The sequence below is a fragment of the Aureimonas sp. SK2 genome (assembly GCF_029813115.1).
Classification (GTDB): Bacteria; Pseudomonadota; Alphaproteobacteria; order Rhizobiales; family Rhizobiaceae; genus Aureimonas.
In genome coordinates, this window is the sequence record NZ_JAPZDS010000010.1 from 150259 (window position 1) to 171657 (window position 21399).

Annotated in this window: 26 protein-coding genes; 18 read left to right on the top strand and 8 right to left on the bottom strand. The window is 70.1% G+C overall.

The window, feature by feature from the left end; all coding sequences use genetic code 11:
• Positions 1-434 precede the first annotated feature (434 nt).
• From mbhE to mnhG, 7 genes are read left to right on the top strand one after another with little or no spacing between them, the layout of a single operon-like run.
• Positions 435-2750: a hydrogen gas-evolving membrane-bound hydrogenase subunit E gene (mbhE, locus tag O5O54_RS14170; protein ID WP_279482450.1), complete on the top strand. Its 2316-nt coding sequence runs from the start codon at positions 435-437 to the stop codon at positions 2748-2750.
• Positions 2747-3157, top strand: coding sequence for an MnhB domain-containing protein (locus O5O54_RS14175; protein WP_279482451.1), 411 nt, complete (start codon positions 2747-2749; stop codon positions 3155-3157). Before mbhE ends, O5O54_RS14175 begins: the two co-directional genes overlap by 4 nt.
• Complete coding sequence (locus O5O54_RS14180) at positions 3154-3537, top strand: NADH-quinone oxidoreductase subunit K (RefSeq protein ID WP_279482452.1); 384 nt, start codon at positions 3154-3156, stop codon at positions 3535-3537. Before O5O54_RS14175 ends, O5O54_RS14180 begins: the two co-directional genes overlap by 4 nt.
• On the top strand, positions 3537-5060 hold the full coding sequence (locus O5O54_RS14185) for a proton-conducting transporter membrane subunit (protein WP_279482453.1): 1524 nt from the start codon (positions 3537-3539) through the stop codon (positions 5058-5060). Before O5O54_RS14180 ends, O5O54_RS14185 begins: the two co-directional genes overlap by 1 nt.
• Positions 5057-5398 (top strand): Na+/H+ antiporter subunit E, encoded by a 342-nt coding sequence (locus O5O54_RS14190; protein ID WP_279482454.1) that lies wholly within the window; start codon positions 5057-5059, stop codon positions 5396-5398. Before O5O54_RS14185 ends, O5O54_RS14190 begins: the two co-directional genes overlap by 4 nt.
• Positions 5395-5685 (top strand): monovalent cation/H+ antiporter complex subunit F, encoded by a 291-nt coding sequence (locus tag O5O54_RS14195; protein WP_279482455.1) that lies wholly within the window; start codon positions 5395-5397, stop codon positions 5683-5685. The genes O5O54_RS14190 and O5O54_RS14195 overlap by 4 nt, the downstream gene beginning before the upstream one ends.
• Positions 5682-6050 (top strand): monovalent cation/H(+) antiporter subunit G, encoded by a 369-nt coding sequence (gene mnhG / locus O5O54_RS14200; RefSeq protein WP_279482456.1) that lies wholly within the window; start codon positions 5682-5684, stop codon positions 6048-6050. The genes O5O54_RS14195 and mnhG overlap by 4 nt, the downstream gene beginning before the upstream one ends.
• 147 nt (positions 6051-6197) lie before the next feature.
• Here the strand turns inward: mnhG and O5O54_RS22460 are convergent, their stop codons facing one another.
• Positions 6198-6428 carry an Rmf/CrpP family protein gene (locus tag O5O54_RS22460; protein ID WP_407061708.1) on the bottom strand — a complete coding sequence of 77 codons (231 nt, stop codon included), beginning with the start codon at positions 6426-6428 and terminating at the stop codon, positions 6198-6200.
• A gap of 214 nt (positions 6429-6642) precedes the next feature.
• Here O5O54_RS22460 and O5O54_RS14205 point away from each other — a divergent pair, with 214 nt between their 5' ends.
• From O5O54_RS14205 to O5O54_RS14240, 8 genes are read left to right on the top strand one after another with little or no spacing between them, the layout of a single operon-like run.
• Positions 6643-7137: a Na+/H+ antiporter subunit E gene (locus tag O5O54_RS14205; protein WP_279482457.1), complete on the top strand. Its 495-nt coding sequence runs from the start codon at positions 6643-6645 to the stop codon at positions 7135-7137.
• Entirely contained in the window at positions 7134-7418 is a 285-nt protein-coding gene (locus O5O54_RS14210) for a monovalent cation/H+ antiporter complex subunit F (protein ID WP_279482458.1), read from the top strand. The genes O5O54_RS14205 and O5O54_RS14210 overlap by 4 nt, the downstream gene beginning before the upstream one ends.
• Positions 7415-7738: a monovalent cation/H(+) antiporter subunit G gene (locus tag O5O54_RS14215; protein ID WP_279482459.1), complete on the top strand. Its 324-nt coding sequence runs from the start codon at positions 7415-7417 to the stop codon at positions 7736-7738. Before O5O54_RS14210 ends, O5O54_RS14215 begins: the two co-directional genes overlap by 4 nt.
• A complete protein-coding gene (locus O5O54_RS14220) occupies positions 7735-8670 on the top strand; it encodes a hydrogenase subunit MbhD domain-containing protein (protein ID WP_279482460.1) in 936 nt (311 codons plus the stop codon). The genes O5O54_RS14215 and O5O54_RS14220 overlap by 4 nt, the downstream gene beginning before the upstream one ends.
• A complete protein-coding gene (locus O5O54_RS14225) occupies positions 8667-8981 on the top strand; it encodes an NADH-quinone oxidoreductase subunit K (protein ID WP_279482461.1) in 315 nt (104 codons plus the stop codon). The genes O5O54_RS14220 and O5O54_RS14225 overlap by 4 nt, the downstream gene beginning before the upstream one ends.
• Positions 8978-10456 (top strand): complex I subunit 5 family protein, encoded by a 1479-nt coding sequence (locus tag O5O54_RS14230; protein WP_279482462.1) that lies wholly within the window; start codon positions 8978-8980, stop codon positions 10454-10456. The genes O5O54_RS14225 and O5O54_RS14230 overlap by 4 nt, the downstream gene beginning before the upstream one ends.
• Entirely contained in the window at positions 10453-11925 is a 1473-nt protein-coding gene (locus O5O54_RS14235; protein WP_279482463.1) for a complex I subunit 5 family protein, read from the top strand. The genes O5O54_RS14230 and O5O54_RS14235 overlap by 4 nt, the downstream gene beginning before the upstream one ends.
• Positions 11922-13610 (top strand): proton-conducting transporter membrane subunit, encoded by a 1689-nt coding sequence (locus O5O54_RS14240; protein WP_279482464.1) that lies wholly within the window; start codon positions 11922-11924, stop codon positions 13608-13610. The genes O5O54_RS14235 and O5O54_RS14240 overlap by 4 nt, the downstream gene beginning before the upstream one ends.
• 19 nt (positions 13611-13629) lie before the next feature.
• On the opposite strand, the gene O5O54_RS14245 is transcribed toward O5O54_RS14240, so the two are convergent.
• Genes O5O54_RS14245 through O5O54_RS14255 form a run of 3 tightly spaced genes read right to left on the bottom strand, consistent with a single transcriptional unit; the run spans position 13630 to position 16576 of the window.
• Entirely contained in the window at positions 13630-14385 is a 756-nt protein-coding gene (locus O5O54_RS14245) for an ABC transporter ATP-binding protein (RefSeq protein ID WP_279482465.1), read from the bottom strand.
• Positions 14379-15446 carry an iron ABC transporter permease gene (locus O5O54_RS14250; RefSeq protein WP_279482466.1) on the bottom strand — a complete coding sequence of 356 codons (1068 nt, stop codon included), beginning with the start codon at positions 15444-15446 and terminating at the stop codon, positions 14379-14381. Before O5O54_RS14250 ends, O5O54_RS14245 begins: the two co-directional genes overlap by 7 nt.
• Positions 15443-16576 carry an ABC transporter substrate-binding protein gene (locus tag O5O54_RS14255; protein ID WP_407061709.1) on the bottom strand — a complete coding sequence of 378 codons (1134 nt, stop codon included), beginning with the start codon at positions 16574-16576 and terminating at the stop codon, positions 15443-15445. Before O5O54_RS14255 ends, O5O54_RS14250 begins: the two co-directional genes overlap by 4 nt.
• 91 nt (positions 16577-16667) lie before the next feature.
• On the opposite strand from O5O54_RS14255, the gene O5O54_RS14260 reads away from it, so the two are divergent.
• Positions 16668-17477 carry a class I SAM-dependent methyltransferase gene (locus O5O54_RS14260; RefSeq protein ID WP_279482513.1) on the top strand — a complete coding sequence of 270 codons (810 nt, stop codon included), beginning with the start codon at positions 16668-16670 and terminating at the stop codon, positions 17475-17477.
• Positions 17478-17496: 19 nt separating this feature from the next.
• Here O5O54_RS14260 and O5O54_RS14265 read toward each other — a convergent pair whose 3' ends face one another.
• The gene (locus O5O54_RS14265) at positions 17497-18012 is read right to left on the bottom strand and encodes a response regulator (RefSeq protein ID WP_279482467.1); all 516 of its coding nucleotides are present in this window, start codon (positions 18010-18012) and stop codon (positions 17497-17499) included.
• An 18-nt stretch (positions 18013-18030) separates the two neighbouring features.
• Between O5O54_RS14265 and O5O54_RS14270 the strand changes: the two genes are divergently transcribed.
• Together O5O54_RS14270 and O5O54_RS14275 are read left to right on the top strand one after the other, a co-directional pair.
• Complete coding sequence (locus tag O5O54_RS14270) at positions 18031-18849, top strand: alpha/beta hydrolase (protein WP_279482468.1); 819 nt, start codon at positions 18031-18033, stop codon at positions 18847-18849.
• 194 nt (positions 18850-19043) lie between these two features.
• Entirely contained in the window at positions 19044-19691 is a 648-nt protein-coding gene (locus O5O54_RS14275) for a TetR family transcriptional regulator C-terminal domain-containing protein (protein ID WP_279482469.1), read from the top strand.
• A gap of 6 nt (positions 19692-19697) precedes the next feature.
• Here the strand turns inward: O5O54_RS14275 and O5O54_RS14280 are convergent, their stop codons facing one another.
• Genes O5O54_RS14280 through rutC form a run of 3 tightly spaced genes read right to left on the bottom strand, consistent with a single transcriptional unit; the run spans position 19698 to position 21393 of the window.
• A complete protein-coding gene (locus O5O54_RS14280; RefSeq protein WP_279482470.1) occupies positions 19698-20216 on the bottom strand; it encodes a flavin reductase in 519 nt (172 codons plus the stop codon).
• Positions 20213-21007: a pyrimidine utilization protein D gene (gene rutD, locus O5O54_RS14285; RefSeq protein ID WP_279482471.1), complete on the bottom strand. Its 795-nt coding sequence runs from the start codon at positions 21005-21007 to the stop codon at positions 20213-20215. The genes O5O54_RS14280 and rutD overlap by 4 nt, the downstream gene beginning before the upstream one ends.
• Positions 21004-21393: a pyrimidine utilization protein C gene (rutC, locus tag O5O54_RS14290; RefSeq protein ID WP_279482472.1), complete on the bottom strand. Its 390-nt coding sequence runs from the start codon at positions 21391-21393 to the stop codon at positions 21004-21006. Before rutC ends, rutD begins: the two co-directional genes overlap by 4 nt.
• Between the last annotated feature and the right edge of the window lie 6 nt (positions 21394-21399).

The following is a 21399-nucleotide window of genomic DNA, read 5'->3' on the forward strand; positions in this document are numbered from 1 at the left end:
GTGCGTCGCCGCCCTGTTCATCGGATAGTCTTCGTTGCCGAGCCACCGAGCGTTGAGCGTCGGGGCCGTCGCTCGCATGTGAGCGCCGTGGGCCGACGGCAGAGCTGTGCATCGCCGCGGCCCGGTCCCGCAGCTGCGAAGGTGCGGTTCGGCTTTCTGTCGATGGGCGTCGCCATCGACGGCGCAACCCTGCGTGAAGCGTGGGCTGCGCCCTTCCGACGGACAAGCCCAACGGGAAAATCCGGGCCGGTGCCCTCGCGAATCGCCGGCGGATCTGTTTTCACGACCCCTGCTCCGAAGGACGGGCGGAATCGCAGATCCCCTGTGGTCGGCCGTCGCCGGCCCGACGGGGCGTCGCCACGACGCTCGGATCGTGCTCCGGCTTGGAGACCGACCATCCCCAACCTCGCCGCCCAAACGGAAGGCAACGCTCCATGCCGCTGACGGCCTGTATCGCAGTCGCCTTCGTCTCCGCCCTCGTCGCCCGCCTTTCCGCCCCTCGGCTCCGGCATCCCGGCTGGGTCCTGGCCTCGATCCCGGCGGCGCTGTTCGTCGCCTTCCTGTGGCTGGGCGCGGGGATCGAGGGCACGGCGGCCGTAACGGAGCGGATCGAGTGGGTTCCGGCGCTCGGCGTCGCTCTCGATTTTCGCCTCGACGGCTTCTCGCTCCTGTTCTGCCTGCTGATCACCGGGATCGGTGCGCTGGTGACGATCTATGCGGGCGCCTACTTCGCCGAGAAGCCGCGCGACAAGGGCGCGCGCTTCCTCGCGCTCATCCTCCTGTTCATGGCGGCGATGCTGGGCACCCTCCTCTCGGACAACCTGATCGGCCTCTATGTCTTCTGGGAACTGACCAGCCTCGTCTCGTTCCTGCTCATCGGCTTCGATTCCCAGCAACTGGCCGCCCGCAAGGCCGCGCTGCAATCGCTGATCGTCACCGCCGGCGGCGGGCTCTGCCTCTTTGCCGCGATCCTCCTGACCGGGTCGGCACTCGGTACCTTCACCCTGTCCGAGGTGGTCGCGCGCGGGGGCGAACTCACGGCCTCGCCGCTGGCACCGGCCATCCTCGTGCTCCTGTGCCTCGGCGCCTTCACGAAGTCGGCGCAGGTGCCGTTCCACTTCTGGCTGCCCAACGCCATGCAGGCCCCGACGCCGGCTTCCGCCTATCTCCACTCGGCCACCATGGTGAAGCTCGGCGTCTACCTCCTCGCCCGCTTCGACCAGGCCTTCGCCGGGATGCCGGCCTTCGGCACCACGCTCGTCGTCTTCGGCACGGCGACGCTCCTGGTCGGCGGGCTTCGGGCCATGATGCAGTCCGGCTTCAAGGGCGTGCTCGCGCAGTCCACCGTCGGTTCGCTCGGCCTCCTCGTCCTCCTGATCGGCCTCGGCGGAGAGACGGCGGCCGTGGCGACGGTCGGCTTCATTCTGGCCCATGCGCTCTACAAGGCCGCCCTGTTCTTCTGCGCCGGCAACGCGATCCACGCCACTGGTAGGACCCAGATCACGCAGATGTCCGGTCTCGGCGCCCGGCTGCCGATGACGGCGCTGGCCGCCGCGCTGGCGGCCGTCTCGATGGCGGGCCTGCCGCCGATGGTCGGCTTCATCTCCAAGGAGCTCGTCTTCGAGGCACAGCTCGCCGACACAGCGAGCGCGATCGCCGTCGCGCTGGCCGTTCTCGGCAATGCGGCCTTTGTGATGATCGCGCTCCTGTCGGCGATCGACCCGTTCTGGAAGCGTCGCCAAAGCCCGAGCGAAGTGCATCACGACGAGACGCCGGGCCTCGTCGCCGGGCCGCTCGTGCTGGCGGGCCTCGGCCTCCTGTTCGGGCTCTTTCCGGCCCTCGTCGCCCATTCGCTCGTCGTGCCGGCCGCGAGCGCCCTTGCCGGCCGGCCGATCGAGGCATCCTTCTATCTCTGGCACGGCTTCACGCCGATGCTCGCGCTCAGCGCGGCCGTGGTCGCTCTCGGCGCCGTCCTTTATGCGATCTGGCCACGCATCCATTGGCGCCTCGGCGAATGGCCTCCCCTCGTCGCGCTTCTCGGAGACCGGGGCTACTTCCGCGTCTTCGACGGTCTCCTCGACCTGGCCGGCCGCTCGACCCGCCTTCTCCAGAACGGCGACCAGCGCGCCTACACCGCCACCGTCGTCGCCGCGACGCTGGTGCTCCTGGCCGCGGGCCTCGTCGCGGCCTCGCCCGGCTTCTCCGTCGATCTCGACCTGTCGGATCTGCGGATCGCGCCGGTCGCGGTGCTGGTCTTCATGGTGATCGGGGCGGTCGCCGCCACACGAACGCGCTCGCTTCTGGCAGCCATGGTGTGCGTGGGCGTCGTCGGCTTCGGTTCGGCCCTGGTGTTCCTCCTCAACGGCGCGCCGGACCTTGCCCTCACGCAGTTCTCCGTCGAGGTGCTGGTGGTGGTGATCCTGACCGCCCTTCTCCTGCGCATACCGCTGCGACCGGCTTCCACCCGCACGACGGGGGAGAAGGGCTTCGACGTGGTCCTTGCAGGCGGCTTCGGCCTGTTGGTGTTCGGCGCGCTCGCCGCCATGACGGCCGTGCCCTTCGATCCGCGTCTGTCGGCCTTCTTTGCCGCGGCGAGCTATCCGGAGGCCTGGGGCCGCAACGTCGTGAACGTCATCCTGGTCGACTTCCGGGCGATCGACACGCTCGGCGAGATCGCCGTCGTCTGCTTCGCCGCTCTGGGCGCCTGGAGCCTTCTGTCGCGCACGCGCCGGCGCGGAGGCGCCCGATGAACTCCCTGGTCCTGTCCGCCTTCGCGCGGCTCTTCTTCTGGCTGATGATCGCCGTGTCGCTCTACATCCTCTATCGCGGGCACAACGAGCCGGGCGGCGGCTTCGTCGGCGGGCTCGTCGGCGCATCCGCCTTCGCCATCCTGGTGCTGGCGGAGGGCGTCGGCGCCGCACGCGCCGCCCTGCGCGTCCACCCCGTCGTGGCCATGGGCACGGGGCTTGTCCTCGCCCTCCTGTCGGGCCTGCCGGGCCTGTTCCTGGAAGGGTCCTTCCTGACCCATTGGTGGCTGCATCTCGGCAGCTTCCACACCGGAACGGCGCTTCTCTTCGATATCGGTGTGTATCTCGTGGTCGTGGGCGGCATCCTCGCCCTCGTCCTGCGCTTCTACGAGGAGGACGCCCGTCCATGACGCTCGTCTATGCCCTCGCGATCGCGGTCATCGCGGCCTGCGGCGTCTATCTCATGCTGTCGCGCCATGTCGTGCGCATCCTGTTCGGCGTGGCGGTCCTGTCGGCTGCGGTCAACCTCGTGATCCTCTATGCCGGTCGCATCGTCTCGACCGTGCCGCCGGTGATCCCGGGCGGCGAGACCGCGCTGGCGGTCGATGCCGCCAATCCCCTGCCCCAGGCGCTGATCCTGACCGCCATCGTCATCGGCTTCGCTCTGGTCGCCTTCTTCGCGGCGCTCGCCCTGCGGACCCAGCGCTCGCTCGGAACGCTCGACAACCGCGCCCTCGACGATGCCGAGCGCCTCGGCACGCCCTTCGGCGACGAGGGGAAGCGCGCGTGATGGGGGCTCTCCTGCAGAACGCCGTCCTCTGGCCCGTCGCCGTGCCGCTCGCGACGGCCGCGCTCTGCGCCGCGCTCTGGGGCCGCATCGAGGCGCAGCGCCTCGTATCCTGGATCGGTACGCTTCTCCTCTTCGGCGTATCCCTGGTCCTCCTGTCGCGCACCGCCTCGCAAGGCATGCAGACCGTCCAGTTCGGCAACTGGGCGGCGCCCTTCGGCATCACCTTCGCGGCCGATCGCCTCGGCGCCGCCATGGCGGCGATCACCGGCCTCATGGCGCTCGCCACGATGATCTTCGGCCTCGCCGATATCCGGCGACGCGAGGAGCTGGCCGGTTTCCACGTCCTCTTCCACGGCATGCTGGCAGGCGTGAACGGCGCCTTCCTGACCGGCGACATATTCAATCTCTACGTCTGGTTCGAGATCATGCTCATCACCGCGATGGGCCTTCTGTCGATCCGGCGCACGCGCGCGCAGCTCGACGGCACGCTGAAATACGCCGTCCTGAACCTCTTCTCGACGCTGCTCTTCCTTATGGCGGTCGCCCTTCTCTACGGCGCGACGGGCACGCTCAACATGGCCGATCTCGGCCGCATCATGCCGACCCTGCCGCCCTCCGCGACGCTGACCCTCTCCGCGCTCCTGTTCCTGGCGGGCTTCGGTATCAAGGCGGGCTACTTTCCGCTCTTCTTCTGGCTGCCGGCCTCCTACCACACGGCCTCGATCACGATCGCAGCCATCTTCGCCGGGCTCCTGACCAAGGTCGGCGTCTACGCCTGCTACCGCGTGTTCACGCTGATCTTCGCGGTGGAGGCGAGCGGACTGCGCGACATCCTGGCGGTGATGGCGGCGGGCACGATGCTGTTCGGCGTCTTCGGGGCGGCCGTGCAGTGGGACGTTCGACGCATCCTGTCCTTCCACATCGTCAGCCAGATCGGCTACATGCTCCTCGGCCTCGCGCTGGCGACGCCGGCAGGCCTTGCGGGCGGCGTCTTCTACATCGTCCACCACATCGTGGTGAAGGCGAACCTCTTCCTGATCGCGGGCGCGATCCACCGGGCCTCCGGCACGTTCGACCTGCGGCGCTCGGGCGGGCTCCTGAAGCGCTCGCCGCTGCTCGCCATGCTGTTCCTCGTTCCGGCCCTGTCGCTGGGCGGCATCCCGCCCCTGTCCGGCTTCTGGGCGAAGTTCATGGTGATCGACGCCTCCGTACAGAGCCGGGCCTGGTGGCTGGTCGGCGTCTCGCTCTTCGTCGGTATCCTGACCCTCTACTCGATGACCAAGATCTGGATGGAAGCCTTCTGGAAGAGCCCGGTCCTGCCGCGCAAGGCGGCGCGTCCCGTGCCCCGTCCGATGCTGGCGGCCATCGCGCTCCTGTCGGCCGTCACCATCGCGATCGGCCTCTTCGCAGAGCCCTTCGTGCTCTACGCCAACGAGGCGGCGGTGGGCCTTTCCGATCCCGCCGCCTATGTCGACGCGGTGCTCGGGCCGGGCATGGCCGCCCACGGGGGGATGGCGCCATGAGACGCTCGCTTCCCGCCCGTGCCGTCGATGCCGTCGTGCTGACGGTCGTCTTCCTGCGCGAGCTCCTGAAGTCCTCTGTCGCCGTGGCGCGCGCCGCGTTCGCGCGCCATCCGCGAACGGCGTCCGCGATCCTCGCGGTGCCGATCGACCTTCGCACCGACTTCGGCATCGCGGTTCTCGCCAATCTCGTCACGCTGACGCCGGGAACCTGCTCGCTGCATGTCAGCGACGACCGGCGGACGCTCTATGTCCACAGCCTCGACGCCGACAATCCCGCCGCGATCGTCGCCGACATCCGCCGGACGTTCGAGGACCGCATCCGGAGGATCGAGGGATGATCGATACCCTGTCCGCCATGCTCGACTGGCTCGCCGCGGGTCTCGTGGCGGTGCTCATGGTGCCGCTGGCCATGACCTTCTGGCGCCTGGTGCGCGGCCCCGGCTATGCCGACCGCTTCATCGCCGTGGACATGCTGACCGGCATCGCCGTCGCCATGGCCGCGCTCGTCGCGGGGACGACCGGGCGGCGCGAGTTCCTCGACGTCGCCTTCGGCATCGCGCTCATTTCCTTCGTGGGGACCTGCGCCTTCGCCGCCTTTCTGGAGCGCAAGGGGGGCCGCCGATGATCCTGCTCGCGCTCCTGTCCCTCGTCGCCAAGCTCGTCGGCACCGTGTTCCTGTTCGCCGCCGCCCTCGGGCTCCTGCGCTTCTCCGATCCGTTCCAGCGCATGCACGCCGCCACCAAGGCCGGGACGCTGGGCGCGGGCTTCGTGGTCCTGGGCGTCCTTCTTCAGCTCCAGCGGCTTGACGCGACGCTGATCGGAATCGCCGTCATCCTGTTCCTGCTCCTGACCATTCCGGTCGCCGGCCACCTTCTCGGCCGGGCCGCCTACGTGTCGGGCGCGAGCATCGGCGGGTTGACGGGAGACGACGCGCTGCAGGGCGTGCTCGACCGGCAGCAGGGCTCGCTAGAAGCGCGGCTGGACGAGTGAACGAGACTTCGGGCGCCGATGCGGGAGCGCGTCATGCGACCGCCGGCCGAAGGTACAGCAGTCGCGCGGTGCGCGATGGCGACGGAACGTCGACGGGGTTCGCTCCGAGCCTCGGCCGACATGCGCACCGCCCGCCTCTCCCTGGGGTCATCGACCGCTGGGGCCGCTCCCAGGCCGCAGAAGCCCGGCCGAACGCAGAGCGTCCATTGGATCGAACGAAGCGCCGCGCTCGCCGTTTCGACGGGACTCGGCGGCCGCGCCGTCCCAGCCTGCCATCCAGTCGGAGCAAGCGGGCGCATCCGACGGATCGTAGGGGCAGGCGGAACGCGGCAGACCCTTCTCGTGGGCCAAACGGCCTTCGCGGACATGGGACATCATCGACCCTCCTTTCGTCAGAGCAGCAGCTTTGAATTATGCTCCCGTCGAAGCCGGACAATGTCCGTAAAGTCCATGGCATCGCGCGGGGGCCAAACCACAGATCTGTACACGGCTATCCCTTCGCAACGGCGGGTCGGCAGCCCTGACGAACTTTTGACCGGAGCTCCTTAGGCGCGACTGGACCACGTGCATCCACGCGCCAGGTACCGGGCTCATGAAGCATTTCGCTACATTGGCCGCCCGTTCTGTCGTGTTCACGCTTCTCTGGCTCGTGCTCGCCGGGCCGGAGCCGTTCTCCCTTGTCTACGGCCTGCCCGGCGCCGTCGCGGCGGCGTGGCTCAGCCTGCGCCTGACGCCCCCCGGATCGAGCGGCATCCGCCTGCCGGCGGCACTCAGCCTCGTTCCCAACGCGGCCTATCGCATCCTGCTCGGGGCGATCGACGTGTCCTGGCGGGCCTTGTCGCCGACGCCGCGCATCGCGCCGGGCTGGGTGCTGCACCGCTCGCGTCTTCCGGCGGGCGCCCCGCAGCTTCTCCTGACCTGCGAGACCAGCCTCTTTCCTGGGTCGCTCGTGGCGGCCCGGCAAGGCGATCGCCTGCTGATCCACTGCCTCGACCGCACGCTGGACGTCGCATCCGAGTTCGCCCGCGAGGAGCGGCGCGTGGCCGAGAGCGTGGCCGCCCCACAAGCGGGGGGAGGCCGGGCATGAGTCTGTTCCTGGACCTCGCCGCGGTCGTCCTCGCGGCCACCATCGGCTTCAGCCTCGTGCGGACCTTTCGCGGGCCGACCCAGGCCGACCGAATGATGGGCATCCAGCTCGTGGGCACGGGCGGCATCGCGGCCGCGATCCTCTTCGCCGCCCGGGCGCGCGAGCCGGCCATGGTGGACGTCGCCCTGATCCTCGCCCTGTTCGCCGCCTTCGCGGCCGTCGCCTTCGTGAAGTCGACCACGCCGGACGGCGCAGGCGATCCGGAGGCCGACGACCGGTGACCGCCCTGCTCGACCTTCTGGCGGGCGCGAGCATCCTTCTCGGCCTGTTCTTCTTCGTCGCCGGCACCGTCGGCCTCCTGCGCTTTCCCGATCCGCACAGCCGGCTCCACGCGCTGACCAAGGCCGATACGCTGGGCCTCGGCTTCGTCGCGCTGGGCGCCGCCCTTCACCTCGGCGACCTCGGCCTCGGCGCCAAGCTTCTTCTGGTCTGGCTTCTCGTGCTCTTCGCCGCCGCCGCGATCGCCCAGCTCGTGGGCCGCGCCGCGCTGGCCGAGACGCCGGTCGACGTCGCCCGATCCCTGCCCGCGGAGGACGTGTGAGCGCCCTCGTCGCCGACCTCGCCTTCGTCGTCATCGCGCTCGCCACGGCGGCCGCCGCCGTCCTGGTGCGGGACCTCTTCGCCGGCATCGTCCTCTTCATCGGCTACGGCGTGGTCCTGGCGCTCCTCTGGTTGCGCCTTGGCGCCGTCGACGTCGCGATGGCGGAAGCGGCCATCGGCGCCGGGCTGACGGGCGTCCTTCTGATCGGCGCCTGGTCGCGCGTCGGCCGGCTCGGCGCCCTTGCCGAGCCGAGGGCGCCGCTGGCCGGGCGCGCGGCCGCCGCCGCCCTGTCGGGGGGCGTCGGACTCCTGCTCGTGGTCGCCCTCGTCGCCCTGCCGGCCGGGGAGCCGGGGCTGGGGCCGTCCGTCATGGGCAATCTCGACCGCGCCGGCGTCCCGCAGCCCGTGACCGCCGTGCTTCTCAACATGCGCGCCTTCGACACGCTTCTGGAAAGCATCGTTCTCCTGGCGGCCCTCGCGGCGGTCTGGACTCTCATGCCGCGCGACGCGCTGGCGAATCCGGCGGGCCTGCGCCAGCGTGCCGCGCCGGACGGCGTTCTCGCCGCTCTCGGCCGGCTCCTGCCGCCGCTCGGCATCGTGGTGGCCGTCTATCTCGTCTGGGCGGGCAGCAGCCGGCCGGGCGGCGCGTTCCAGGCTGGAACCGTGCTCGCCGCCGTCTTCCTCCTGACCATGCTGGCCGCGCTGGTGCCGGCGCCCCGCCCCGCCTCGCGCCGCCTCGCCCTGGCGCTGGTCGGGGGGCCGTTCGTCTTCCTCGCCGTGGGGCTGGCGGGAGCCGCGTCCGGAACCTTCCTGCTCCTGCCCGAAGGCTTGGCGGGAACCCTGATCGTGCTGATCGAATACGCCCTCGCCGCCTCCATCGCCCCGGCCCTCGCCATGCTCGTCGTCGGTGTGTCCAAGGAGGGCGGCCGATGAGCGGGACGCCGCTGGTCCTGGCGCTGTGCGGCGCGGGGCTCGTCTCCATCGGCCTCTACGGCTTCCTGGCGGGGCTCCATCTCCTGCGGCGCGTTCTCGCCTTCAACGTCATGGGGGGCGGTCTCTTCCTCCTGTTCGGGGCGACGGCGGCCCGATCCGGCCCCGTGGATCCGGTGCCGCAGGCCCTGATCATCACCGGCATCGTGGTCGCGCTGTCCCTCACGGCCCTGGCGGTCGCCCTGGTCGCCGCGCTCGCCGGCGAGAGCGGCCGGGGGACGCTCCCCGAGGAAACGCCGGACAGCGCCCCATGACGGTCCTTCGCGAACTCGCCCTGCCCGAACTCCTCGTCGCGCTGCCGCTCCTGGCGGCGCTGGTCTCGCTCGTCCAACCGTCGCGGCCGGGCCTCGTCCTCGCGCTCTCGCAAGGGGCTCAGGTCGCCTGCGCCGTGGCGCTCGCCGCCACGGTCTGGACCGGCGGGCCCGTGGCGCGCGCCGTGGGCGGCTGGGAGCCGCCGCTCGGGATCGTCCTCCATGCCGATGGGCTGGCCACCGCCTTCGTCCTCGCCTCGACGATGCTGATGCTCGGCGTCGGGGCCTTTGCGCATCTCTCCTCGGAACTCGCGCGCGTGCGGGGGCCGGGACCCTTCGCCTTCTGGCCGCTGTTCCATCTGATGGCGGCCGCCCTGGCGGTGCTCTTCCTGTCGCGCGACCTCTTCAACCTCTATGTCGGCCTCGAGCTTCTCACCATCTCGGCCGTCGGCATGGTCGCGCTCGGCAGCGTCGCGGCGGCGACCCGCTACCTTCTCTTCGCGCTGATGGGTTCGCTCGCCTATCTCGCCGGCGTCGTCCTCTTCTACGCGGCGGCGGGAACGCTCGACATCGACTTCCTGGCCGCAAGCGGCGGCGAGCCGACGGTCGTGGGCATCGGCGCGGCCCTCGTGACGGCGGGGCTCCTCGTCAAGACGGCGCTGTTTCCCTTCCACGCCTGGCTGCCGGAAGCCCACGGCAGCGCCCCGGCCCCGGCGAGCGCCCTCCTTTCCGCCCTGGTCGTGAAGGCCTCGTTCCTGATCCTCGCGCGCCTGTGGTTCGAGATCCTGCCCGACGCGGGACCGGACGCGCTGATGCAGCTCCTCGGCCTTCTCGGCGCCTGCGCCGTGATCTACGGCTCGCTTCTGGCCCTGCGCGAAGACAGCCTGAAGCGCATCGTCGCCTATTCCACGGTCGCGCAGCTCGGCTACCTCTTCTTCGTCTTCCCGCTCGCCGCCGTCGGCGGCGCGAGCGAGCCGATCGAGGCGGCCGGCTGGTCCGGCGCGATGATCCATGCCCTGTCGCACGCCTTCGCCAAGTCCGCCCTCTTCCTCTGCGCGGGGATCGTGGTGACGGCGCGCGGCGGCGGCACGCTGGAGCACATGCGCGGGCTGGCCCGTGCCCTGCCGATGACGATCACCGCCTTCGGCCTTGCCGCCGTCTCGATCATGGGCCTGCCGCCGAGCGGCGGCTTCATGGCCAAGTATCTGATGCTCACCTCGGCGCTGGCGCAAGGCAAGCTCGCGCTGGCGCTCGTCATGCTCGTCGGCGGACTGCTCGCCGCGATCTACCTGTTCCGCCCGCTGAACGCGGCCATGGCCAGGTCGGACGTGCCGGAGATCCGCCCGGTGCCGCGCAGCCTGGAGCTGATCGCGCTCGGCCTCGCGCTCGTCGCCACGCTTCTCGGCATCTTCTCGGCCGCCCCATACGAGTTCCTGCAGATCGGCCGTCCGGCCATCACCGGCGAGGCGATCCCATGAGCGCGGCCGTTCCCGTCCTGCTTCTCCTCTGCGCCTTCGTGCCCGCCGTGATCACGCTGTTCCTGCCGGAGCGCCGGGCCGCGCTGCGCAACCGCATCTCGATCGGCTCGGCCCTCGTGAAGCTCGCGCTCGTGGCCTATCTCATCGAAAGCGTCAGGCGGGGCCAGACGTTCGAGGCCCGCTTCGCCTTCGTGCCGGGCCTCGACATGGTGCTGCGCGTCGATGCGCTGGCCCTCCTGTTCGTGACGCTGTCGGTCTTCCTGTGGCTGGTCACCACGATCTACGCGATCGCCTATTTCGGACGGGGCGCCAACCTCTCGCGCTTCTTCGGCTTCTTCAATCTGTGCGTCTTCGCCACCACGGGCATTGCCCTGTCGGGATCGCTCATCACCTTCTTCTTCTTCTACGAGCTCCTGACCCTCTCCACCTGGCCGCTCGTGATCCACAAGGGCGACGACAAGTCGATCGCGGCCGGGCGCACCTATCTCACCTATACGATGGTCGGCAGCGCGGCCCTCCTCCTCGGCATCGTCTCGCTGGAAGGGCTGGCCGGGCCGGTCGAGTTCGTGCGTCCCGGCTCGCTGGATGCGATCGACCCCTGGGCGCTCAGGGCGATCTTCGTCCTGTGCATCGGAGGCATGGCGGTGAAGGCCGCGGTGTTCCCCCTGCACGGCTGGCTGCCCAAGGCGATGGCCGCGCCCGCGCCGGTCTCCTCGCTGCTTCATGCCGTCGCGGTCGTGAAGGCCGGCGCCTTCGGCATCGTGCGCTTCGTCTACGACGTCTACGGCACCGCGCGGGTCGACGCCCTGTCGCTCGCCCTGCCGCTCGCGATCCTCGCCTCCTTCACGATCCTCTACGGCTCGGTCCTCGCCGTGCGCCAGACGGACATCAAGCGGCGCCTCGCCTATTCGACCGTCAGCCAAGTCTCCTACATCGTGCTCGGCGCGAGCCTCGCCGGGCCGATCGCCACGATCGGCGGCCTCGTCCACCTCGTGCACCAGGGCCTGATGAAGATCACCCTGTTCTTCGGCGCGGGCGCGCTGGCCGAGCGGATGGGCGTGACGCGGATCGACCAGCTCGACGGGGCCGGCCGTCGCATGCCGATCACCATGGCCGCCTTTTCCATCGCCGCGTTCGGCATGATCGGGGTGCCGCCGGTCGCCGGCTTCGTGTCGAAATGGTATCTCGGCCTCGGCGGCCTGCAGGGCGGCGAGACCTTCGTGGTCGGCGTCCTCGTCGGTTCGAGCCTGCTCAACGCCGCCTACTTCCTCCCGCTCCTCTACCGGGCTTGGTTTCTGCCACCGCGCGAGGGGTCGCGCGCGCCGGAGGGGGGAGAGGGCCCGCGGGCGCTGATCTGGCCTGCCGCCGTGACCGCGGCGGCGGCGCTCGGCGCCGGCCTCTTCGCGGCCTATCCGCTCTCGCCGCTCGGCTGGGCCACGAGCATCGTCGAGGAGTTCTACTCGCAGTGATCGACGCGCTCTCGCCCCTCTTGATCCTTCTGGCGGTCGCGCTGCCGCTGGCGCTCGCGCTGGCGGCGGCCCTGCCGGCCTTCCGTGCGCGGGCGCTCGATCTCCTGCCATTCGCGCCGCTGCCGAGCCTTGCCGCCGCGCTCCTCGCCACCGAGGGCGCGCGCGTCGGCGTGCCCGAACTTCTCTTCGGCGTCCGTCTGGAGCTGCGGGGCGAAGGGCGCCTCTTTCTCGGCTTCGCCTCGTTCCTCTGGTGCCTTGCGGGGCTCTATGCCCGTTCGGAAATGCGGGGGACGCAGCGGCCGACGCTGTTCGCCGTGTCCTGGTGCCTGGCGCTCGCCGGCAATCTCGGCGTCTTCCTGGCCGGGGACGTCGTCACCTTCTACACGGCCTTCGCGTGCCTGACCTTCGCGGCCTATCCGGCGATCGTATCGAGCGGCACCGAAGCGGCCTATCGGGCCGGGCGCGTCTACATGGTCTTTTCCGTGGCGGGCGAGACCGCGCTCCTCGCCGCCCTCATGCTGGCCGCGTCCGGGGCCGTGTCGCTGTCGATCGGCGGGGTCTCGGCCTCGATTGCGTCCCTGCCGCAGCGCGACGTGGTGCACCTGCTTCTGCTCGTCGGCTTCGGCATCAAGGCCGGTCTCGTGCCGCTCCATCTCTGGCTGCCGCTGGCCCACCCAGCCGCGCCTCCGGCGGCGTCCGCCGTCCTGTCGGGCGCCATGGTCAAGGCCGGCCTCTTCGGTCTCATGCGCTTCATGCCGGGCGACGGGGCGCTGGGCGACGCCTGGCCACTTCTGCTTTTGGCGCTCGGCCTCGCCGGCTGCTTCTACGGCATCGCGATGGGGCTGACGCAGACCAAGCCGAAGACGATCCTCGCCTATTCCACCGTCAGCCAGATGAGCCTCATGGTGGCGCTGCTGTCGGCCGGCCTCGGCGAGGGCGCGGCGGGCGCCGCCTTCGGCGCCCTGTCGCTCTATGCGCTGCATCACGGACTCGCCAAGGGTGCGCTGTTCATGGGAGCCGGGCTCGCCCCCCTCGCCCGGCCCGGCGCGCGGATCGGATTTCTCGCGCTTCTGGCCCTGCCGGCCCTTTCCGTCGCCGGCCTGCCGCTCACCGGCGGCGCCTTGGCAAAGCTCGCGGGCAAGATGCCCTTCTCGGGCGCGGCCGAAACGCTGGTGACGCTTTCGGCCGCCGGCACCACCCTCGTCATGCTCCGCTTCCTGGCGGCGGCGGGCAGCCAAGCGGGGTCCGGGAGCGAGCGGCTTCCCGCGGCCCGCCTCGCGCCGATGATCGCCGCGACGCTCGCGGCCGTCGCGCTGCCCTGGTGGCTCTTTCCGGCGCTCTCCGGACAGGATCTCGGCTACGTCCTGCGGCCGGACAACCTGTGGAGCGCGGCCTGGCCCGTCGCGCTCGCGGCCGCCGGCTTCCTGGTCTGGCGACGGGCGGGGTTTCCGGCGCCGGCCGTGCCGCCGGGCGATATCCTCGTCCCCCTCACCGCGGCCCTCGAAAGGCTGCGCAAGCCCTGGGCCGCCATCCACTATCCGCCCTTTCCCAAGCGGCGCAGCGCGCAGCTCCGGGCGCGCGGGATGAAGGTCCTTCTCGCCTCGGAGCGCGGGCTGCTGAGCTGGTCCCTGGCGGGGCCGCTCGTATTGGCGGTGGTTCTCTTTGCCGCCCTCTACCGTCCCTGAAGCGGAGGGCGCATCGGTATCAGGCGGCCGTCCTGTCGACGATGACGTGGCGCCGGCCCTGCGAACAGGTCTCGACGCGGGCTTCGACGCGGTAGACCGCGCGCAGCATGTCCGACGTGATGACCTCCGCCGTCGAGCCGCCCGCCGCCATGCGCCCGTCGGCGATCACGATGGTCTGGTCGCAGTAGCGCAGCGCATGGTTGAGATCGTGCAGCGCGATCAGGACCGCCATCCCGCGCTCGGCCGCGCGCCGGGACATGAAGTCGAGCACCTCGATCTGCCGGTAGAGATCGAGCGCGGAGGTCGGCTCGTCCATCAGGAGGACGTCGGGATTGCGCACCAGCGCCTGGGCGATGGCGACGAGCTGGCGCTGGCCGCCCGAGAGTTCGCCGAGGCCCCGGAAGGACAGCTCGGTGATCTTCAGCGCGGCGAGGATGCCGTCGATCTCGGACAGCTCGCCGTCGCTGACGCGCCAGCCCGAGCCTTGCTTGGCGGCGAGAAGCACGGATTCGTAGACGGTCAGGACGGCATTGCCGCCGGTGTCCTGGGGCATGTAGCGGATCGCGTCCGCCCCGGCTCGCGCATCCGTCAGATGCACCGTTCCCGGGCCGGAGATCAGCCCCGCGATCCGCCGGAAGAGGGTCGACTTCCCCGCTGCGTTCGGGCCGATCACCGCCGTCAGCGTGCCGCACCGCAGGAGGCCGGTGGCGATGTCCGACAGGATCGTGCGTTTGCCGTAGGAGGCGCCGAGGCCGTCGAGCGCGAGGGCTACCATGCGCGTTTCCGGTTGGTGAAGATCAGGACGAAGAAGAAGGGCACGCCGACAAGGGCCGTGATGACGCCGATCGGCAGGATCGCGCCCGGCAGCAGCGTCTTGGAGACCACCGACGTCACGGACAGGAGCAGCGCGCCGCACAGGACGGAGGCCGGCAGGAAGAAGCGCTGGTCCTCGCCCACCAGCATGCGCGCCATGTGCGGGCCGACCAGCCCGACGAAGCCGATCGTGCCGACGAAGGCGACGGGGATGGCGGCCAGGAGGCTGACGGTCAGCATGGTGCGCAGGCGCAGACGCCGCACGTTCACGCCGAAGCTCGCCGCCTTGTCCTCGCCGAGGCGAAGCGCGGTCAGCGCCCAGGCCTGGCGGGCGAAGAGCGGCACGGTGACGACGAGGACGGCGGCCGTGATCGCGACCTTCGGCCAGGTCGCCTTCGTGAGGCTTCCCATGGTCCAGAACACCACGGCGGCCAGCGCCTGTTCCGAGGCCAGATACTCCAGGAGCGACAGGAGCGCGTTGAAGGTGAAGACGAGGGCGATGCCGAGGAGCACGATCGTCTCCACCGTGACGCCCCGCATGGTGGAGGCGAAGTGGATGAAGAGCGCGGCGGCCATCGCCATCAGGAAGGCGTTGATCGGCACCATGTAGTTGATGGCGACGGGCAGGATCGCGGTGCCGGCGACCAGCGCCAGCGCCGCGCCGAAGGCGGCGGCCGCCGAGATGCCGAGCGTGAAGGGGCTCGCCAGGGGGTTGGCGAGGATAGTCTGCATCTGCGCGCCGGCCACCGAGAGCGAGGCGCCCACCGTCACCGCCATCAGCGCGATCGGCATGCGGATGTCCCAGACCACGACGCGGAGCTGGTCGCTGACGGACGAGGCGTCGAACAGGGCGTCGAGGACCTGTCCGACCGCGTAGTTCGCCGGCCCCAACGCCATGTCGACGCAGATGCTGACGAGAAGGGCGGCCAGGAGGACGAGGAGAAGGGCGATACGGCGAAAGGCGAGGACGCGATAGCGCCCCTGCCCCTCCGCCGCGCACTCGGGCAGGGCGATGGCGCTCATTTCGGGTCCGTCAGCGAGACGAAGTAGCCCGGCTTGTAGTCGAGCGGCAGGAAGCGGGCGTGCAGTTCCTTGAACGTCGCTTCCGGGTCGAGGTCGCGGAACGCTTCGGGATGCAGCCACTTGGCGATCTCCTGGATCGCCACGAACTGGTAGGGATTGTTGTAGAACTGGTGCCAGATCGCATGGACCTCGCCGTTCTCGACCGCCTTGATGCCGGTGAAGGCGGGACGCTTTGTGAGCGCCTCCAGCTTCTCGCGCGCCTTGGTGAGATCCGCCCCGTAGCCGACGCCGACCCAGTTGCCCCCGGGCACATAGCCCTCCCAGTTGCCGCCGGTGATGATCACCTGGTCGGGGTTGGAGGCAATGATCTGCTCGGGGTTGACCGTGCCGAACGTGCCGGGGATGAGGTCCTTGGCCATGTTCCGGCCGCCGGCGATCTCGACCATCTTGCCGAAGTTCTCGTCGCCGAAGCTCATGCAGCAGTCGTCGGAATAGCCGCCGGCGCGCTCCATGAAGACGAGCGGGGCCTTGGGCTTCTCCCTTGCCAGCACGTCCGTCACCGCCGCGATGCTCTTGGCGCGGAAGGCGATAAAGTCCTCGGCCACCTCTTCCTTGTCGAAGAGCTTGCCGATCAGGCGCATGGAGGGCTCGGTGTTCACCATCGGCTTCTCGCGGAAGTCGACATAGACGAGCGGGATGCCGACCTTGGCCAGCGTCTCGATATAGCCCGCCTCCTCCGTCGCCGTCTTGGCGTCGACGTTCATGAGAATCACGTCGGGCTTCAGCGAGACGGCCTGCTCGACGTCGAACGTGCCGTCCTTCATGCCGCCGAAGGTCGGCAGCTTGGCGATCTCCGGATACTTGGCGAGATAGGCCGCATAGGTCTCGGGGTCGGCCTTGCCGAGATCGTCACGCCAGCCGACGATATGCTCGAAGGGCGCCTCGCGCTCAAGCGCGGCGACGAAATAGATCTGGCGTCCCTCGCCCAGGATCACCCGCTGGACCGGCGCCTCGACCTGGACCTCGCGTCCGGTCACGTCGGTGACGGTCACCGTTTCGGCCAGCGCCGTGCCGGCTAGGAACGGCAGACAGACGAAAGCGGCAAGCATGGCGTAGCGCGTGGTCGACATTGCGGACCCCCTGGTGGACGACGGCGCGTTCTACGAATACTGGAAAACCGTGGTCAACTATTATGTTTTAGAAGCATTCAAGGCGGAACGCATGACGGACGATGTGACCGGGCGCAGCAACTACGGTCTTCGGGAGGACATCCAGGCGTTCTGGTCGGAGCGCGCGGCGACCTTCGACGAGTTCCCGGGGCACGAGATCTTTTCCGACGCCGAGCGCCGAGCCTGGCACCGGCTCCTGACGCGCCATCTCGGGCCGGCGAACGGGCGCGCGGCGCTCGACCTCGCGTCCGGCACCGGCGTGATCTCCCATCTCCTCGACGATCTCGGCTTTCGCGTCACCGGCCTCGACTGGTCCGAGGCGATGATCGCCAAGGCCAGGGCGAAGGCGGCCTCGCGGGGCCGCTCCATCGCCTTCCGCCTCGGCGACGCCGAGCGGATCCTGGAGGACGACGCGAGCTTCGACGTCCTCGTCACGCGCCACCTCGTCTGGACCCTGGTCGATCCCGCGGCCTGCTTCCGCGAATGGTCGCGCGTCCTGAAGCCGGGCGGCACGCTCTTGGTCGTGGACGGCGATTTCGTGCGGTCGAGCCTCGCGGAGCGTCTCCTCGCGCGGCTGGAAGCGGTCCTGCCGGGCTGGGCGAGAGCCGCCGCCGCTCCCTCCCTGCCGGCCGCCCTCCTCCAGCGGCACCGGGACATTCTCTCCCGCGTCCACTTCAAGGACGGGGCGAGAGCCGAGGACATCGCGTCCATGCTGGGCGAGGCCGGCTTCGTCGACATCGGCATCGACACCCGCCTCGGCGCCATCCACCGCGCCCAGGCGCGGCACATGCCATTTCCCAAGGGCTTGGCGCGGCAGGTCCAGCATCGCTACGCCGTCACGGCGAGGAAGCCGCAGACGTGACGATCCGAGGCTGGGGGGCTCAGGAGACGACGGCGACCCGTTCGACCGCCGCCAGCACCTGGGAGGGAAGGTAGGGCTTGCCGACGAAGCCCAGCGGCTTCCATCCGAGGCCGCGCGCCCGCTCCTCCTCTTCCATGTGCGCGGAAACGAACAAGGCTTCCACGCCGTGCTCCCTGCGCAGCCTGTCCGCCGCCTCGATCCCGTCGTCGCCCCGGGCGAGGTCGATATCGAGGACGGCGAGGTCGAGAGGAGCCGAGGCGCCCGCCATCCGGAGCGCCTGCGCCGTGGTCATCGCGATCCCCACCACGACGTGCCCGGCCTCGGTCAGGATATCCTGAAGGTCCAGGGCGATGACGGCTTCGTCTTCGACGATCATGACCCGCAGGCTGCGCACGATACCACTCCGTTCGACATGTCGTCGTGAACCGGCAAGCGCCGGACTCGTTCCGGCGCGGCGATGCGTCGAGCGCCCTTTGCGGCAGGACGGTTCGCCCCCCGGAACAGGATGCCGCAATTCCGGTTTGATGTGGACCAAAGCGAAAGGACGCTCCGCATGGCCTATATCGAATCCAAGGACGGCACCCAGATCCACGTGAAGGACATGGGCCAGGGCCGTCCGGTGGTCCTGATCCACGGCTGGCCGCTCACCGGCGACATGTTCGAGTACCAGACGGTGGCCCTTCTCGAAGCGGGCTTCCGCGTGATCACCTACGACCGGCGCGGCTTCGGCCAGTCGGGCCATCCGGCGACGGGCTACGACTACGACACGTTCGCCGACGACCTGGCGGCTGTGCTGGAGGGCCTCGACCTCCGCGACGTGTCGCTGGTGGGCTTCTCCATGGGCGGCGGCGAGATCGCCCGCTACCTCACCCGCCACGGCGCCTCGCGCATCGCCAAGGCCGTCCTCGTCGCCTCGGTCGCGGGCTATCTCCTGAAGGACGACAGCAATCCCGACGGCGTGGACGCGAGCGTCTTCGAGGACATGAAGGCCCAGATCCGGAAGGATCGCTTCGCCTTCCTCCAGAGCTTCGCCAAGCAGTTCTACGGGGTCGGCGTCCTGTCCAAGCCGGTCAGCCAGAGCGTCCTCGACTGGAGCTTCGTGCTGGGCGTGATGGCGAGCCCGCTGGCGACGATCCGGTGCGTGGACGCCTTCGGCAAGACGGACTTCCGCCCGGACTTCCGCAGCTTCACCGTGCCGACGCTGGTGATCCACGGTACCGGCGACGACACGGTGCCGATCGACGTGACCGGGCGGGCGGCCGCCAAGGCCATTCCCGGCGCCAAGCTCGTCGAATACGAGGGCGAGCCGCACGGCCTGTTCGCCACCGTGCCGGACCGGCTGAACGAGGACCTCGTCGCGTTCCTTCGCTGAGGCGCGATGCGGCGCACCGCCGATCCGATGACCGACCCCCCGCTCGGCCCCGACGACGGGCCGGGCGCGGGTCGGTCGCCGACCATGGCGTCGGGGGACCTTGGACGGCGCCGGCCCTGTTCAAGCTCCCTGGCAGTCTTTAGGAATGGGAGGGGGATGCGGCGTTGCGAGCCGCGATCGGGCGGGAAGACGACATGAGCGCAGGAGGCGCAGATCGGCCGAGCCCGTCGGCGCCGGCGACCCGCATCCAGGCCGTCACGCGCGTCTTGATCCTCGACGCCGCGCTCGACGTCTTCTCCCGGCACGGCTTCCGCGGCTCCACGGTCGACGAGATCGCGGCCCGCGCGGGCATGTCCAAGGCGAACCTCCTCTACTACTACCGGCGCAAGCAGGACCTCTACGAGGCCGTCCTCGAGCGCACCTTAAGGGAATGGCTTCAGCCGCTCGAGGCGCTGGACGCCGACGGCGACCCGGTGGAGGAGCTGCGCCGCTACATCGAGGCCAAGCTCGTCCTGTCGGCCGAACGGCCGGAAGCCTCGCGCCTCTTCGTCAACGAGATCCTGGCCGGCGCCCCGGTGATCCTGCCGACCCTCCAGACGTCGCTGCGCTCGCTCGTGGCGGAGAAGGCCGCGATCATCGGGGCCTGGATGTCCGAAGGGCGGCTCACGCCCGTCGACCCCATCCACCTCATCTTCGCGATCTGGGCGACGACCCAGCACTATGCCGACTTCGCCGTGCAGATCCGCGCCGTGCTCGGGACCGATGCTGAGCGGCCCGGCTTCCACGAGGACGCCTCGCGGGCGGTCCTCTCGATCATCCTCCAGGGGGTGACGCCGCGCTGAGCGCGCTCAGAGCGTGCGATACGCCCGGTCGAGATAGATCAGCGCGTCCCCGTCCCCGCGCGAGCGGATCGAGACGACGCGGCAGAACAGGACATCGTGCGTGCCGGCCTGCGTCACCGTCTGGACCTCGCAGCCGATCGAGGCGAGGGCGCCGTCGAGTTCGGGCAGGCCGAATCCGCCCCCGCCCCAGGTGCCCGCCGCGAACCGCTCCGCCATGGGCGTCCGTCCGCCGAACACGCGGGCGATCCCGGCCTGCTCGCCGGCCAAGACGTTGACGCAGATCCGGCCGTTCCGCCGGACGGCGGGATGGGCGGACGAGCCGCGGTTGAGGCAGACGAGAAGCGTCGGCGGGTCGTCGGTGACGCTGCACACGGCGGTGGCGGCAAAGCCCGCGCGGCCGGCCGGCCCGTCGGTGGTGACGATTGAAACGGCGGCCCCGAGGCGCGCCATGGCGTCGCGGAAGGCGAGGCGGTCGGCTCCCTCGTTCGGGACAAGGGGATCGACGGAGGCGGAAGCGGCGATCATGGCGGCGAAACGATCCCTGTGCCGGTGAAGAACGATTGGACGACCCCGTCGAACCAAGCGGGTTCGGTGATGTTGACCGCGTGGCCGCCGTGGTCCGACAGCGCGAGAACGGCCTGCGGGATCGCCTCGGCGAGAGCGAGCGAGCGCGTGTAGGGGACGAGGAGGTCGTCCTTGGCCGCCACCACCAGCGTCGGCACCGCGACGGCGCCGAGACGCGCCTCCGCGTCGAAGGCGCGCAGCGCCGCGATGCGCGACAGAACGTTGTCCCGCCCCTGGAAATGCGCGATCCCATGCGCGATCTCGGCTTCCAGGCGTTCCCCGTTCTCCGCCATCCAGACGGCGGGATAGAGGAACAGCGGCTGCGCCCGGACGAAGGCCTCGACGCCCGCCGCCTCCAGAAGGGTGATGCGCGTGTCGAAGCAGCGGCCGGAATGCGGGTCGGCCCGGCCCCAGGCGTTGACGAGGACGAGGCTCTCGACGGGGGAGGCGGGCCGCAGCGCGAGATCGAGCCCGATCAGGCCGCCGAGCGCATGGCCCATGAAGTGGAAGCGCGTCGCCCCGACCGCCGCAGCAACAGCCAAGACGTCGTCGGCCATGGCCGCGATCGTGTCCTGCCCGGCGCCGCCGCTCCGGTTGGTGCCGCGATGGTCGTAGGTGACGACCCGGAAATGCTCCGCCAGCGCCGTGATCTGGGGCGCCCAGTAGGCCGAGGCGCCGCCAAGGCCGGACGACAGGATGAGCGTCGGCGCGTCCGTCCCGTCGCGGCCCCGGACCTCGTGGTGGAGCGTCATGGGCGGCCGATATGGGCGACGCTGGCGATCTCGACCAGCGCGTCGGGCTTCACCAGGCCGCAGAGCACGCAGTAGCGCGCCGGCTCGTCGCCCGGAAAGTATTCGGCATAGACCGCGTTGACGGCCGCGTAGTTCGCCCAGTCGGTGATGAAGATGTGGTTCATGGTCACGTCGGCCATGGTGCCGCCGGCCGTCTCGATGACGGACTTGATGGTCTCAAGGACATGGCGCGTCTGCGCGCCGGCGTCGCCGACATGGACGACGTCGTTGTTGGCGTCGAAGGGCAGCGTTCCCGAGACGTAGACGACGCCGTCGGCGAGCGTGCCGGGCGAGAAGGGCGCGATCGGCTTCGAGGTCCCTTCGGGAACGACGATGGATTTGGGCATGGGGGC